15 protein-coding genes are annotated in these 13,447 nt (G+C 62.3%); 5 read left to right on the forward strand and 10 right to left on the reverse strand.

What is annotated here, in order from left to right; all coding sequences use genetic code 11:
- Positions 1 to 71 precede the first annotated feature (71 nt).
- From ACSQ2A_RS07490 to ACSQ2A_RS07505, 4 genes are all read right to left on the reverse strand, one after another.
- Positions 72 to 1,286, reverse strand: coding sequence for a multidrug effflux MFS transporter (locus ACSQ2A_RS07490; protein WP_436071710.1), 1,215 nt, complete (start codon positions 1,284 to 1,286; stop codon positions 72 to 74).
- 18 nt (positions 1,287 to 1,304) lie between these two features.
- Positions 1,305 to 2,117 (reverse strand): alpha/beta hydrolase, encoded by an 813-nt coding sequence (locus ACSQ2A_RS07495; protein ID WP_436071711.1) that lies wholly within the window; start codon positions 2,115 to 2,117, stop codon positions 1,305 to 1,307.
- Between the two features lie 105 nt (positions 2,118 to 2,222).
- A complete protein-coding gene (locus ACSQ2A_RS07500; RefSeq protein WP_295414554.1) occupies positions 2,223 to 2,861 on the reverse strand; it encodes a DsbA family oxidoreductase in 639 nt (212 codons plus the stop codon).
- Between the two features lie 80 nt (positions 2,862 to 2,941).
- On the reverse strand, positions 2,942 to 3,490 hold the full coding sequence (locus ACSQ2A_RS07505; RefSeq protein WP_436071712.1) for a tryptophan-rich sensory protein: 549 nt from the start codon (positions 3,488 to 3,490) through the stop codon (positions 2,942 to 2,944).
- 147 nt (positions 3,491 to 3,637) lie between these two features.
- Here ACSQ2A_RS07505 and ACSQ2A_RS07510 point away from each other — a divergent pair, with 147 nt between their 5' ends.
- Positions 3,638 to 3,850 (forward strand): SlyX family protein, encoded by a 213-nt coding sequence (locus ACSQ2A_RS07510; RefSeq protein WP_295414551.1) that lies wholly within the window; start codon positions 3,638 to 3,640, stop codon positions 3,848 to 3,850.
- 96 nt (positions 3,851 to 3,946) lie between these two features.
- Here the strand turns inward: ACSQ2A_RS07510 and ACSQ2A_RS07515 are convergent, their stop codons facing one another.
- Both ACSQ2A_RS07515 and ACSQ2A_RS07520 read right to left on the reverse strand, forming a co-directional pair.
- Positions 3,947 to 4,960, reverse strand: a complete 1,014-nt coding sequence (locus ACSQ2A_RS07515; RefSeq protein ID WP_436071713.1) for an alpha/beta hydrolase — start codon at positions 4,958 to 4,960, stop codon at positions 3,947 to 3,949.
- A 63-nt stretch (positions 4,961 to 5,023) separates the two neighbouring features.
- Complete coding sequence (locus ACSQ2A_RS07520) at positions 5,024 to 5,329, reverse strand: hypothetical protein (protein WP_436071714.1); 306 nt, start codon at positions 5,327 to 5,329, stop codon at positions 5,024 to 5,026.
- Between the two features lie 186 nt (positions 5,330 to 5,515).
- Here ACSQ2A_RS07520 and ACSQ2A_RS07525 point away from each other — a divergent pair, with 186 nt between their 5' ends.
- The 3 genes from ACSQ2A_RS07525 (at position 5,516) to ACSQ2A_RS07535 (ending at position 9,336) form a co-directional block, all read left to right on the forward strand.
- Positions 5,516 to 6,520: a ligase-associated DNA damage response exonuclease gene (locus ACSQ2A_RS07525; RefSeq protein ID WP_436071715.1), complete on the forward strand. Its 1,005-nt coding sequence runs from the start codon at positions 5,516 to 5,518 to the stop codon at positions 6,518 to 6,520.
- On the forward strand, positions 6,517 to 8,094 hold the full coding sequence (locus ACSQ2A_RS07530) for a cisplatin damage response ATP-dependent DNA ligase (RefSeq protein ID WP_436071716.1): 1,578 nt from the start codon (positions 6,517 to 6,519) through the stop codon (positions 8,092 to 8,094). The genes ACSQ2A_RS07525 and ACSQ2A_RS07530 overlap by 4 nt, the downstream gene beginning before the upstream one ends.
- An 84-nt stretch (positions 8,095 to 8,178) precedes the next feature.
- Positions 8,179 to 9,336 (forward strand): hypothetical protein, encoded by a 1,158-nt coding sequence (locus ACSQ2A_RS07535; protein WP_436071717.1) that lies wholly within the window; start codon positions 8,179 to 8,181, stop codon positions 9,334 to 9,336.
- A 10-nt stretch (positions 9,337 to 9,346) separates the two neighbouring features.
- Here the strand turns inward: ACSQ2A_RS07535 and ACSQ2A_RS07540 are convergent, their stop codons facing one another.
- The 3 genes from ACSQ2A_RS07540 to ACSQ2A_RS07550 are packed head-to-tail and all read right to left on the reverse strand — an operon-like array spanning position 9,347 to position 11,988.
- Positions 9,347 to 9,880 carry a phosphatase gene (locus ACSQ2A_RS07540; protein WP_436071718.1) on the reverse strand — a complete coding sequence of 178 codons (534 nt, stop codon included), beginning with the start codon at positions 9,878 to 9,880 and terminating at the stop codon, positions 9,347 to 9,349.
- A 3-nt stretch (positions 9,881 to 9,883) separates the two neighbouring features.
- Positions 9,884 to 10,276: a MerR family DNA-binding protein gene (locus ACSQ2A_RS07545; protein WP_295414541.1), complete on the reverse strand. Its 393-nt coding sequence runs from the start codon at positions 10,274 to 10,276 to the stop codon at positions 9,884 to 9,886.
- A complete protein-coding gene (locus ACSQ2A_RS07550) occupies positions 10,273 to 11,988 on the reverse strand; it encodes a long-chain-fatty-acid--CoA ligase (protein ID WP_436071719.1) in 1,716 nt (571 codons plus the stop codon). Before ACSQ2A_RS07550 ends, ACSQ2A_RS07545 begins: the two co-directional genes overlap by 4 nt.
- A gap of 163 nt (positions 11,989 to 12,151) precedes the next feature.
- Here ACSQ2A_RS07550 and ACSQ2A_RS07555 point away from each other — a divergent pair, with 163 nt between their 5' ends.
- Positions 12,152 to 12,445, forward strand: coding sequence for a DUF1905 domain-containing protein (locus tag ACSQ2A_RS07555; protein WP_436071720.1), 294 nt, complete (start codon positions 12,152 to 12,154; stop codon positions 12,443 to 12,445).
- Between the two features lie 59 nt (positions 12,446 to 12,504).
- Here the strand turns inward: ACSQ2A_RS07555 and ACSQ2A_RS07560 are convergent, their stop codons facing one another.
- Positions 12,505 to 13,308: an alpha/beta hydrolase gene (locus ACSQ2A_RS07560; RefSeq protein WP_436071721.1), complete on the reverse strand. Its 804-nt coding sequence runs from the start codon at positions 13,306 to 13,308 to the stop codon at positions 12,505 to 12,507.
- Between the last annotated feature and the right edge of the window lie 139 nt (positions 13,309 to 13,447).

Raw genomic sequence — 13,447 nt, forward strand, 5'->3', positions numbered from 1 at the left:
CCCAGCGGAGGCGAGATGGATTGCCGGGACAAGCCCGGCAATGACGATGGAGGGGGCGATGGGCGCTGGCTCTAGGCCCGGCGCAGGCGCCAGAGGTCGGTCAGCGCGAGAGCGATCGCGAGGGCTGCGAGGCCGGGCATGAGCGTGACGAGGGCCGTGCGGGCTTCGGGGAAGAGAAGCGTGCCGGCGAGGGATGCCAGAAAACCGCCGCCCATCTGGAAGAAGCCGGTCAGCGCGCCGGCAGAGCCGGCGATTTCGCCGAAGCCGGACATGGCGGCGGCGGTGGCGCTGGGGCTGAGGCAGGCGAGCGAGAGCATCCAGAATCCGACCGGGATCATTACGGCCAGGACCTCATTGGGCCAGAGGCGCGGACCCACGGCGTAGCCGAGGCCGGCGAGGGCGATCAGCACGAGGCCGATGGCGACCAGTTGCCAGCCATCGAGATGCTTTGAGAGGCGCGCGGCAATGAGGTTGCCGGTAATGAAGGAGCCGGTCTGGATCAGCATGGCCATGGCGAACTGGAAGGGCGTCAGGCCGATCTGGTCGATGAGCACGAAGGGCAGCAGGGCGGCCGAGGCGTAAAAGCCACCGAAGGCGGCGGCGAGGGTGCCGGCGGGCAGGAGGAAGGCTGGGGCGCGCAGCAGGCGGCCGTAGTTGCCGATGATGGTGGACGGTTTTAGGGGGACGCGTCGGTCTTCGGGCAGGGTTTCGCGGGCGGAAAAGCCGAGCAGGGCGATGATGGCGAGGCCGAAACCGGCCATGATCACGAACATGATGTGCCAGGTGCCGACGAGCATGATGACGCTGCCGAGGGTCGGGGCGACGGCGGGCGCGACGGTCAGCACGAGGTTGATGAGAGTAAGGATGCCGATGGCTTCGCGGCCGACAAAGAGATCGCGCACCATGGCGCGCGACAGGGCGACGCCGGCGGAGACGCCAAAGCCTTGCAGCACGCGGCCAAGGAGCAGGACTTCGAGGCTCGGGGCGAAGGTGGCGACAAGACCGCCGAGGACGTAGATGGCGAAGAAGGCGATGCCGATGGCGCGGCGCCCAAAACGATCGGAGAGCGGGCCGCAGATGAGCTGGGCGAGGGCGAAGGCGGCGAAATAGACGGTGAGGGTCAGCTTGCCGCCGGCATCGGTGGTGCCGAGATCGGTGACGAGGGAGGGCAGGGCCGGGGCGTAGAGCGTGAGGCTCAGGGGGCCGGTGGCGACCATGAGGCCGCCGATGATGGCCGTGCGACGGCCGGACATGGCGGGGGAAACTGTGCTGGACTGGTCGGTCATTGGTCTAGATAGGCTTTGTCAGTTCACTGCGCCCGCGCGGATGAAGAAGGCCCTGGCCTTGTCCCAGATGCCGGCTTTCCAGAGGTCGGAGTGGCCGGCTTCGGGGACGATCCAGAGTTCGTCGGGATTGGGGGCGAGGGCATAGAGGCGTTCGCCATTGGAGACGTCGATGGTGCGGTCACCGGTGCCGTGGGCGACCATGACGGGCTCGGTGACATCGGCGATCCACTCATTGGAGCGGAACTGGTCGAGCATGACCCAGTTCACCGGAAGAATGGGATAGCGTTCGGCGGCAACGGTGACGGCGGAAAGGAAGGGCGTTTCGAGCAGCAGCGCCTTGGCGTCCCGCTCGCTGGCGACATAGGTCGCCGGGCCCGTACCGAGCGAGCGGCCCCAGATGACGATGGGAACGTTTTGCGTCGCGGCCCAGTCATAGGCGGCGATGGCGTCGGCTAAAATGCCGGCTTCGGTGATGGTGCCGGGAGACATAGGAAAACCGCGATAATCGAAGGCGAGAAAGCCAAAGCCCTCCGAGACGAAGCGTTCGTAGCGGACGTGTTCGCCCGAGAAGCTGCCGGAATTGCCCTTGTAGTAGACGATCAGCGGCTTGCCGGGCTGGGGCGGCTGGTACCAGCCATTGATGACGGCGCCATCGACGGGAATGGAAATTTCCGTGGCGTTGGGGAGTGCGGCTTCGGCGAGGGGCGTTACTTCGCCCGTCGCCTCATATTGCAGGGCGCGCTGGTTGAAATACATGAAGCCCACGGCCCCCGTGTAAACCACGAGGACCAGGAGGACGAGGGCAATGGCCCCGATGCGGATGAATTTCACCGGCGTGTTCCCGAACAGACTTTGCCTAGCCTATAGCAGGCCCGGCGTCTTTGAGCATGTCTTTGTCCCGAAACCGGTGGCCACTTTCGGGAGACATGCCTGGGGTCACAGTTCGGAAATCGTCTTGTCGAGCGCCTGGGCAAAAACCTCGTCGGGCTGGGCGCCTGACAGGGCGTATTTCTCGCCGAAGACGAAGAAGGGAACGCCGCGAATGCCCTGCTGGGCGGCGGAGGTCGCGAGCTGTTCGGTGATCGAGAGCTCGTTGGCGTCGTTCATGGCGTCGAGCGCGTCGCCGCGATCCCAGCCGAATTTCACCGCGACATCGGCCAGAGTGTTGTCGTCGTTGATCTGCTGGTGGTCGAGGAAATAGGCCTCGGCAATGGCATTGGCCAGTTCGTGCTGATTGCCATTGGGCTTTGAGAGCCGGGTGATGGTGTGCGCCTTGGCAGTGTTGAACATGCGCGGCTGCTGGGAGAGGTCGAGATCGATGCCAGCTTTCTTGGCTTCGCCTTCAACGCGCGCCCACATTTCCTTGGGGTCGCGGCCATACTTGGCCTTCAGCATTTCGCCGACATCGACGCCTTCGGGCGGAACGGTGGGATCGAGATAGAAGGGGTGGTTTTCAACGACCACTTCAACGTCTTCGGGGAGTTTGGCGAGGGCCTGGTCCAGACGGGCCGAGCCGACGAGGCACCAGGGGCATACGACATCGGTAAAGACATCGATCTTGAGCAAGCGAGCCATCTTGCGCTCCAGTAGATGAGATTGCCCTCACATGGAACGCAGAGGCGCGGCTCGCAAGAAGGCACTTTGCGGTAACTGACCTAGCTTGCTGCCGGTGCCGGATTTTGCGCGTTGATCAAGGCGAAGGGCGGGCTCCAGGCGGCAGCGACAGCAAGGCCGAGAGCGGCGCCAAAGCCGACCCAGACAAGGAGCGGCAGCATCAACCAGCCGCCAAGAGGGGAGGCCGTGGCGACGCGGAGGCTGGTGGCCAGGGCGAGGAGCAGGACCGTGGTCATGACCAGCGCCAGAGCAAGGGAATCGAGCGCGGCAGCGGGAAAAGGGAATGCGATCATGGCAGCGACGAGCGCGATGCCCCAGGGGAGGACATTGCCGTTCTTGTTCGCGGCAAGGCCGCTGGCGAGACCGACGGAAAACAGCAGGACGAGATGAATGGCGGCACCGGCCCAGCCCGGAAGCCCGGCAGGCGAGAAGAAGTGCGGCTGGAGGCCGGCAGCTTCGGCCAGGAAATTGGCGGCGCCAAAGGCGGCAAGCGGCAGAACGGCTGAGAGCGCCAGGCGTGCCAAGGCGCCGAAATCGACCGCGTGAGCGGTCGGATGCAGGCTATTTTCTTTCGCCGTCAAGGTCGCCATTTGCGGCTCCCGCTGTTCATTGTCGGGGAGTCAATGGCTCTGGAGGGTGAGAGGTTCCCCATTGGGTTAACACTCTCCCGTGTAGGGATAACTTGCGGAGGGCGGTGGCGAGGACTATCTGGGGCCGGTCTTTGCAAGGAAGCGGCCATGGCAGATCAAGATCAGAACGAGCGGCTTGAGCGCCTCGAAAGCCGTGTGGCTTTCCAGGATCAGACCATCGAGGATCTCAACGCCGTCATTACCGAGCAGTGGACCGTGATCGAGCAGCTGCGGCGCAAGATCGAAGTCATGGAAGAGCAGGTGCGCAGCGGCGGCTATATCGCTGATCCGTCGAGCGAAAAGCCGCCGCCGCACTACTGATTCTTGCTCACCCGTTCTGGTGTCGGAACAGGGATTCCCGCTTTCGCGGGCATGACACCGTGTGGGTAGGATGGCCCGGAGTGAAGCCCGGGCCGGCTAGCGTGACAGCGTCTCGGCCAGAAATGGCAGGCTGATATCCATGCGATAATCGACGCTGGAATGATTGTCCGGGAATTCCTCGTAGCGGTGGGCGATGCCCTTCTGCTCGAGCGTGCGGTGGATGCGGCGGGAGCCGTAGAGGATGTTGTATTGATCCTCGGTACCGCAATCGAAGTAAAAGCCCTTCAGTTTGGCGACGGATTTTGCGTGGGTTTCGACCATCCGGGCCGGATCCCATTTGAGCCAATTGGCCCAGCGCTCTTCGATCAGCTCGCAAGTGTCCAGAGTGACGGGCAGGCGGAGGCCGAGGAAGGTGCTCGGCTCCGGATCGGGGTCAAAACTGGCGGCCTGGGCGAGGATCATGAGCAGGAGCGTGTCCTTGCCGTCGATCTTCTGCTTGGCTTCAAAAGCGCGCATCCAGGTTTCGATGGAATTGTCTGATTTCGCGAGGGCCCGCAGGCTGTTGGGGAATTCCGGGATATAGAGATTTTCAAAGCCGGCATCGCCCGAATGGCTGGCGGCGGCAGACCAGAAATCGGCGTGCAGCATGGCATGGACCAGCGAGCCGAAGCCGCCCGAGGACTTGCCGAAGACGCCGCGCTTGCCACTGCCGCCGCAGGAGAATTTTTCTTCCACGAAGGGGACCATTTCGGCGGTGAGGAAGTCCTGATAATTTCCGAGAATGGGGCTGTTCACATATTGATTGCCGCCGAGGCGGGAAAAACAATCGGGGAAGGCAACGACGACGGGCGGCATTTTCTTGTCGCCGATCAGGCGATCGAGGCGCTCGGGGACGTTTTCGCCGAAATTCTTCCAGGCGGTATGGGCGGGGCCGCCGGCGGTGTAGCCGACGAGGTCGACGAGCAGCGGCAGGCCTTCACCGGTGTGGTCGGCGGGGATGTAGACGTCGACAAGGCGCGCTGTCGGGTCGCCGAGGCGATTGCCGGCGAGGGCCTTGCTGTCGATGGTCAAGCGATGGACGGTGCCGGGGGCGTGGGTCGTGCGGCGCATGGCGTGTTCCCGAATGTTGGCCTGGCCCCCGGTTTGCCGGTTGGCGTCCGGCTTGGCAAGGTTTTAGGCCATCATGTCGACGAGCGAGCCCGGTTCGGCATCGTCCTTGCCGGTCAGCGCTTGCATCATGCGGCGGCTGATTTCGTCCTCGATGGCATCGCGGGCCTCTGGATCCATTGAGGCGACGGAGTCTTCGCTCATGCCCATGCTTTCCAGAATCTGCATGCGCAGGCGTTCGGCCGGGGACATGCGGGCGATTTCGAGGAATTCTTCCTCGGCGCTGGGCTTGATCTGATTGGTGACCTTGCCCGAGCTCATGGTGAGCGGGGAATTGATCAGGGAGATGGAGCTCAAGGCGGAGGTGATCATGACAGACCATGACAGGAGGGATGGTGTCTCAATCAATGCAAGGAGCTTGCCAGCGCCGGGAGGCCGCGACTCCTGGGGATTTTGTGGGTTGGCGGGCGCTGGTGTTGCCTCACGGCAGAACCTGCCGTGCCGAAATTGCCGTGTTGCCTGAACCGGGCTGCCGATTTTGCCGTTGTGGAGAGTCTGATGGACAAGCCAGTTATCGACCGCAATCTCTATGTGCCCGCAATCGACGCCTGGATCGATCCGTCCGAGCCGAAGGCGCGGGCGATCATTACCCATGGGCATGCCGACCATGCCCGATCGGGTCACGGGGCGGTGCTCGCGACATCAGATACGATCGAGATCATGAAGGTGCGCTATGGCGAGGATTGTGCCGGGCGGTTTGAGGCGCTGGATTTTCGTGACCCGCTGAAGATTGATGGGGCGACGGTCACGTTGTTTCCGGCGGGGCACATTCTGGGTTCGGCACAGGTGCTTATCGAGGCCGAGGGGCAGCGGGCGGTGGTCACAGGAGACTACAAGCGGCTGCGGGATCGGACGGCGCAGCCTTATGAGCCGGTTTCCTGTGACCTGCTTATTACCGAGGCCACCTTTGGGTTACCGGTCTTTCAGCATCCTGACCCCAAGGATGAGATTGCGCGACTGCTGAAATCGGTCGCGGCGCAGCCGGAGCGGAGCCATCTCATTGGTTGTTATGCGCTGGGGAAGGCGCAGCGGGTGATTGCGCTGTTGCGCGATGCCGGTTGGGACAAGCCGATCTATTTGCATGGCGCGATGATCAGGCTTTGCGAACTCTATCAATCGCTGGGCGTCGAGCTTGGCGAGCTCCTGCCGGCGACGGGCATGGGGAGGGCGGAGATGATGGGGCAGATCGTCATTGCGCCGCCTTCGGCCATTCGCGATCGCTGGAGCCGGCGCTTTCCCGATCCGGTGGTGTGCCAGGCTTCGGGCTGGATGAGCGTCAAGCAACGGGCAAGGCAGGCGCTGGTGGAATTGCCGCTGGTGATTTCAGACCACTGCGACTGGGGTGAACTCAATGTCTCGATCCTCGAAAGCGGGGCCGAGACCGTGTGGGTGACGCATGGGCGCGAGGATGCGCTGGTCTATTGGTGCAAGAGCCAAGGCCTCAATGCCGAGCCATTGGCACTGCCGGGGCTCGATGACGATGGCGGGGAGGGCGGGGAATGAAGCGGTTCGCCGATCTTCTGGAACTCCTCGCCCTGACGCCGTCGCGGAGGCGAAAAATCGAGGCGCTGAAGCGGTATTTTTCCGAAGTGCCGGACCCCGATCGCGGTATCGCGCTGGCGGTTCTCACAAGCGAAATGGACATCAGCAATGTGAAGCCGGCTTTGCTGCGCGATACGGTGCTGGCCGAGGTCGACCCAACGCTGTTTGCGCTGAGCTACGATTATGTCGGCGATCTCGGGGAGACCATTGCGCTGATCTGGCCGCACAAGGCCGAGGGGGACTTGCCGGGGCTTTCCGAGCTCGTCGATTTGCTCAACCACACCAGCAAGGCGGAATTGCCGAGGGTGATCGGCGGGCTCCTCAGTCAGGCCGCCATTCATGAGCGGTGGGCACTGGTAAAACTGGCGACCGGGGCGCTGCGCATTGGTGTTTCGGCGCGGTTGGCCAAGACCGCTTTGGCGGAAATGAGCGGGGTCGAGCTGCAGGATATCGAGGAGGTCTGGCATGGGCTGAAGCCGCCCTATGCCAATCTTTTTGCCTGGCTCGAAGGCAAGGCGGGGCGGCCGGATATCGACAATGCTGCGCGGTTTCATCCGCTGATGCTGTCCAATCCGATCGAGGAGAAGGATTTCGAAAAGCTCGATCCCAGAGATTTTTCGGCCGAGTGGAAGTGGGACGGCATTCGCGTGCAGCTGGTGATGGGTGCGCAGGGTGTGTCGATGTTTTCGCGCACTGGCGACGAGATCAGCGGTTCTTTTCCTGATGTCGTGGACAATGTCATGGGTCGGGCGGTGCTAGATGGCGAATTGCTGGTCGGGCATGACTTCGAAGCGAGGAGTTTCAACGATCTGCAGCAGCGGCTGAACCGCAAGGTGGCTCAGACCAAGCAGATGCAGGAGCTACCGGCCTTTGTGCGCGTCTACGACATGCTCTTTGATGGCGAGGAGGATATTCGGGCGCTGGGCTGGGAGGGGCGGCGAGCGCGGCTCGAGGCCTGGTTTGGCAAAAATCCACAGACGCGACTCGATCTCTCCGAGGTGCTGCCGTTCGGGGATTGGGATGACCTTGGAAAACTGCGGCGGCAGGGCGCCGACGAGCATGGCCATGAAGGGGTGATGATCAAACTCCGGACGGCGCCCTATGTGCCGGGGCGGCCCAAGGGGTTCTGGTTCAAGTGGAAGCGCGATCCCAATGTCGTTGACGCGGTGCTGATGTATGCGCAGCGCGGGCATGGCAAGCGCAGTTCCTATTATTCGGACTACACGTTTGGGGTCTGGAAGGGGAACGAGATCGTGCCGATCGGAAAAGCCTATTTCGGCTTTACCGATGAAGAGCTGAAGCAGCTCGACAAGTGGATCCGCGCCAATACCACGGGCAGTTTCGGGCCGGTGCGCGAGGTGAAGAAGGAGCTGGTTTTCGAGGTGGCATTTGACTCGGCGCAAAAGAGCGGGCGGCACAAATCGGGCGTGGCATTGCGGTTTCCGCGGATAAGCAGGATCCGGTGGGACAAGCCGGCGCAGGAGGCGGCGCGGCTCGAGGATATGGATGCCTTCGTCGGCGCGTCGGATGGGTGACCGCGTCGGTCGATAAAATGCAGGGCAAATTCTTGGGGCTCGTTTAGCGAGCGCCGGGATAGAGGATCGAGATCGGGGATCCTCATGGCCATTACCGCTGACAGCTACAACCAGCCAAGCGTACCGTCGCGGTTTCAATCCGCGCGGCAGGGCCTGTTGGCGTTGAAAACCGTGGTGCAGCAGCCTGCGGCGCGCGAAGAGGTGAGCTTTGAGGCGCGCTATGGCTCGCGCATCAAATTTTCCAGCCAGCCGCTCTATGCCAGCCGCCCAATCTATGTGACGCGCGATCGGTTCGAAGATCGGGACGTTACGGAAGAGCGCAATGTCTATGAGACGCGGCCGGTCTATACGCAGCGCGCGGTCTATGAAACCAAGGTGACAGGCACGCGAGACATCAGCGGCTTCGCATCGGCGGCGACGGCCGGGCTTGATGAAAAAGCCGACTTTTCGGTGCAGGTCGATGGCGCGGCCGCTTCCACGGTAAAATTCACCGGGACCAATATTGCGGTGACCTCCAATGGGGTGACGCAGAATTTTGCCTATACCGCCATGGCCGGATCGTTCCAGACGGCACTGACTTCGGCACTGGGCAGTATCGACCATGTCGAGGCGCAGATCGGGGCGGGCGGAAAGCTCATCTTGTCGACCGACAATGCCCAGAGCCTGACGCTGGCCGAAGTGCCCAATGGCTTTCTCGATGTATCGGGCACCGCGCTCGATAAGCTCGGCTTCGTCGCCGGACAAACGACGGCCCAGCAGACCGGTACGGTTTCCGAACAGACCGGCACCGAAGAGGTGCTAACCGGAACCGAAACGGTCGTGGTGGGCAGCGAGCGCGTGAAGGTGGGTTCTGAACAGGTTGAGACCGGCAAACAAAGCTATGTCAACGGTTCGCAGCTGGTTGAGGATGGCTTTGAGTCCGTGATCGTTGGCTATGATCGCGTGGTTGTGGCGGGCGCGGCCGACAATCTTGAACTGCGCACCAAGCAGGTTTCACTAAGGCAGACGCTGGCCAAGCTCGTCACGGCCGCGCAAAAGGACCTCAGCGCCAGCGGCGCAGTGGGCCTGCGCGTCGCTGAAGGCATCTCGACCATCCTGACAATGCTGGGGAGCGAGGAAGCGTTGACCGGCGACAAGATCGAGAGCGCCGTGCGGCGTCTCGATCAGGCGCGCGGTGCCTACATGGCCAGCATTGGGGCGGGCCAGGCGGCGTCGGGCAATCTCTTTTCGATGACGGCCTGAATGGTCTGGTTCAGGCGACGGCGCGGCGGAGGCCCGAGGTCGGGAATTTCCGGCCGGCCTTGATCAGCTTGCCATCGAGGCCAAGGACCTTGTCCCAGAGCGCGATGACGAGTGGGCTGGGCGCGACGTTTGGAAACGTCTTGAAGATCGCTTGGCCCGCTTTATCGGCGGGCAGATAGCGCGAGAGAATGCCGAGCGCGGTAGCGGCGCCGCGAGTGCTGCCTTGCAGGCAGTGGATCATCAGACGCGCGTCTTTTGGCAGGCCATCGACGAAGGCCATGATCTCTTCGATATGGGTGCGGGTCGGCGCGCCTGGGGCGGCGGGATCGGCGACGTCCTCGAAGCGGGCATGGAGCTGGCGGGTCTGATCGAAATCGGGCAGGCCGAGATAGCGGCTTTCCGGGCCATAGATGGAGATGATGTGGCTCGGGGCCCATTCGACGCCATTGCGACGGGCTTCGGTCTGGCTGCAGACCAGCATGGCGCAGGGCCAGCGATTGGGATGGCCGATACCGTCTGTCAGGGACGCGAACAATTCTGACATGGCCTAACTCGCAGAGGAGACTCGTGTCCGGGCAAGTTTGCGGATTTCTTGCAGTTCGGCAATCGTGGTTTGCAGGTCTGCCAATTGTTGTTCAAGCAATTTTAGACGCTCGTCGACCTTTTCGGCGAGAAGATTGACCTGCTGGCCACGGTCGGCGTCGTAGAGCGCGAGATAGTCGGAAATATCGCGCAGCGAGAAGCCGAGGCGCTTGCCGCGCAGGATCAGGATCAGCCGGGCGCGATCGCGGCGGCGGAAGACGCGGGTGGCGCCCAGCCGTTCGGGCGCGATCAGGCCCTTGCTTTCATAGAAGCGGATGGCCCGGGTCGAGATGCCGAATTCGCGGGCGAGATCGGCGATGGAATAAAGATCCGGGCTATCGGCGTCGGAGGAAGTCACTGCTTTTTGGCTTTCTTCTGGGCATATTCTTCGCGCAGCTCTTTCTTGCTGAGCTTGCCGATCAGCGTCTTGGGGAGCGCGTCCTTGAAGATGATTTCCTTGGGCATCTCGATCTTGTTGAGCTTGTCGCCAAGGAAATGTTTGAGGTCGGCTTCGCTGACCGTTTTGCCTTCGCGGAGCTTTACATAGGCGACCGGCGCCTCGCCGCGATAGTCGTCGGGCACGCCGATGACATTGGTTTCCTCGACCGCTTCATGGGTCATCAGCGCTTCCTCGATGGTGCGCGGATAGACGTTGAAACCGGAACAGATGATCAGGTCCTTGATGCGGTCGACGAGGAAGACATAGCCGTCTTCATCGACATGGCCGACATCGCCGGTGCGCAGCCAGCCGTCATCGAAGGCTTCGGCCGATGCTTCGGGATTGTTGTAGTAGCCCGACATGACCTGGGCGCCTTTGACCTGCAATTCGCCGTTTTCGCCGATGCCGACTTCCTTGTGCTTGTCGACATCGACAAAGCGGATATCGGTGCCCGGCAGAGGCAGGCCGATGGACATGGGCTTTGAGGGCACGCGCAGGGCGGCACAGCAGACGACGGGCGAGGCTTCGGTGAGGCCATAGCCTTCGGCGAGGATGGCTTTCGATTTTTTTGCGAAGGCGTGGCGGACTTCATCGGGTAGCGCCGCGCCGCCGGAAATGGCGACTTCGAGGCTTGCCAGGTGTTCGGCCGTGGCCGTGTCGGCGCGGGCGATGGCATTGAGCAGGGTCGGCACGGCGGGCAGGACATTGGCCTTGGTGCGCATGAGAAGATCGAGCAGGGCCTTCAATTCGAAGCGCGGCAGCATGATCACCTGCGTGCCATTACAGAGCGGCACGTTCATGCAGACGGTCATGGCAAAGATGTGGAAGAAGGGCAGGACAGCCACGACCTTTGAGGGCGGGTAGAAGAGCCCGCAGCCCCATTTGTCGATCTGGCTCATATTGGCCGCGATATTGGCATGGGTCAGCAGCGCGCCCTTGGGGATGCCGGTGGTGCCGCCGGTATATTGCTGCACCGCGATGTCGGTCCTGGCGTCGATATGGACGGCGCTCGGGGTCTCCTTCGCCGCAATCAGGTCATCGAAGGCACGGATTTTTCCAACATGCACGGACCGCGAGGGATTGGAGAGGTCCTTGCGCTTGAAGAGCGAGAACAGGACCTTTTTCGCCAGCGGCAGGGCGTCGGGGAAATGGCAGACGACCAGCGATTTGACGTGGCCGGCGGTGAGCAGCGCCTCGGCCTTTTCAAAGATCAGCTTGAGATCGAGCGTGATCAGAATATCGGCGCCGGCATTCTTGGTGATGTGGCTCAGTTCCGGAACGGTATAGAGCGGGTTGCAATTGACCACCGTGCCGCCGGCGCGGAGCACGCCATAATAGGCGATGGGATAAAAGGGCGTATTGGGCAGCATGAGCGCGACGCGGCTGCCCTTCTTGACGCCATATTGGGACTGGAGGGCGCCGGCAAAGGCGACGATCTTCTTCGCCAGGTCGCCGAAAGTGGTGGTGCCACCGAGGAAGTCGAGGGCCACGGCGGAAGGGTTGCGCGCACAGGCGGCCAGAACCTGTTCATGCACCGGGGTCGTGTCGATCTCGGTTTGCCACTCGATCCCTTCGGGGTAGCTGGCGAGCCAGGGACGAACGCGGTCGGGCGAATGAGTCTCGGTCGACATGCCTTGTTTCCTCCTCGTGATGCCGGCAGCGCGGTATGTTCCGTCGCTTCCTCCGCCAGCATGCAGGAAGAACTATTTCACGGCTTTACGTTAGCGTCAAACAACTGCCTTTGGGGTACCTGCGTTCCCCACTGATCTGAGCAATGCGGAGGGAAGGCAAAACGTGTCGGAATTTCGTTTCGAGGCCGAAGTCATCCACTGGCGCGGGCCGGCGCCGTTCTACTTTGCGCGGCTGCCGGAAGAGGTGGCGCGGCAAGTTGGGGAGATGGCCAAGGCTGTGTCCTATGGCTGGGGCGTCATTCCGGTCGAGGCGGTGATCGGCGAGGTCACGTTTCGCACTTCGCTTTTTCCCAAGGAGGGGGGCTATCTGCTGCCGCTCAAGGATGCGGTGCGCAAGAAAATCTCCATTCCCGAAAGTGGCGTGCTGGAGATCATCATGGTCGTGGGGCCGGCCTGACGGCAAAGGGCCCCGCTGGAGCGGGGCCCTTAACCTGTTCGTTGCATGAGGCGGAAACCTCAGGCAACGGCGCGGAGCTGCGGCTTGCCGTCGGCAGCCTGGGCCACGGCCCAGTCGAGAGCCATGTCGGCGACCTGTTCCCAACCCTTGTCCATCAGCGTCCAGTGCGAACGATCCTCGAAGATGTGGAGGTCGGTCTGCGTCCTGGCCTTGCGCTGCTTGTTGTAGATGGCCCGGGTCATCGAGGCATCGGCGATCAGGTCCTTGCCGCCGCCGATCAGGAGGAGCGGAGCACGGTTCTGCTTGGCCCAGTCGATCTTGATCGGGTTGACGACGCCGTTCCAGTAGACCCGGCCGGGGGTCGGGACGACGTAGTGATCGTAGTTTGCATCGACATCGGCGATATCCTGGGTCTGGGCGAAGCGGCTGGCGAAGAAATCGCGGCTCATCACCTTGGCCTTCTTCCACGAGAAGAGATCGGAGAAGACCGGCAGGGCCGAGACGATGGCCTGGGGTCCGAGCGGCACGCCGGGTGTCGGAGCGGGGTTGATGGCGACGCCGGCAACACCGAGACCACGGGACAGTAGATGCTGCACGAAGACACCGCCGAGCGAGTGACCGATCAGGATCGGCTTTTCGGGAAGAGCGCGGATGATGGCTTCGTAGTGGTCGAGAATCCTGCTCTGGCTCAGGGTGGCGAGTTCCTTGGCCGGGGCGGCGCGGAGCTGGGCCGGGGTGCGATTGTCAAACGGCCAGTCGGGGGCGATGACATTAAAACCCTGGGCTTCGTAGCGGGCCTTCACCTTTTCCCAGGAAAGAGCATTGAGCCAGGCGCCATGGATAAGAACGATCGTGTTGGTCATTTTAGTCTCCTCAGTGTTTGGCGAACCCCTTGTTCGCTGTGATGAGTTGAACTTAGAGTGGTCCAAGGCGAGCGACGATTGTCGCAAGTGACAGAATCAGGTCCGGAAGTGACAAAGAAACTGGACGCCATTCGACACA

This window comes from Devosia sp. LjRoot3, from assembly GCF_964252865.1.
Classification (GTDB): Bacteria; Pseudomonadota; Alphaproteobacteria; order Rhizobiales; family Devosiaceae; genus Devosia.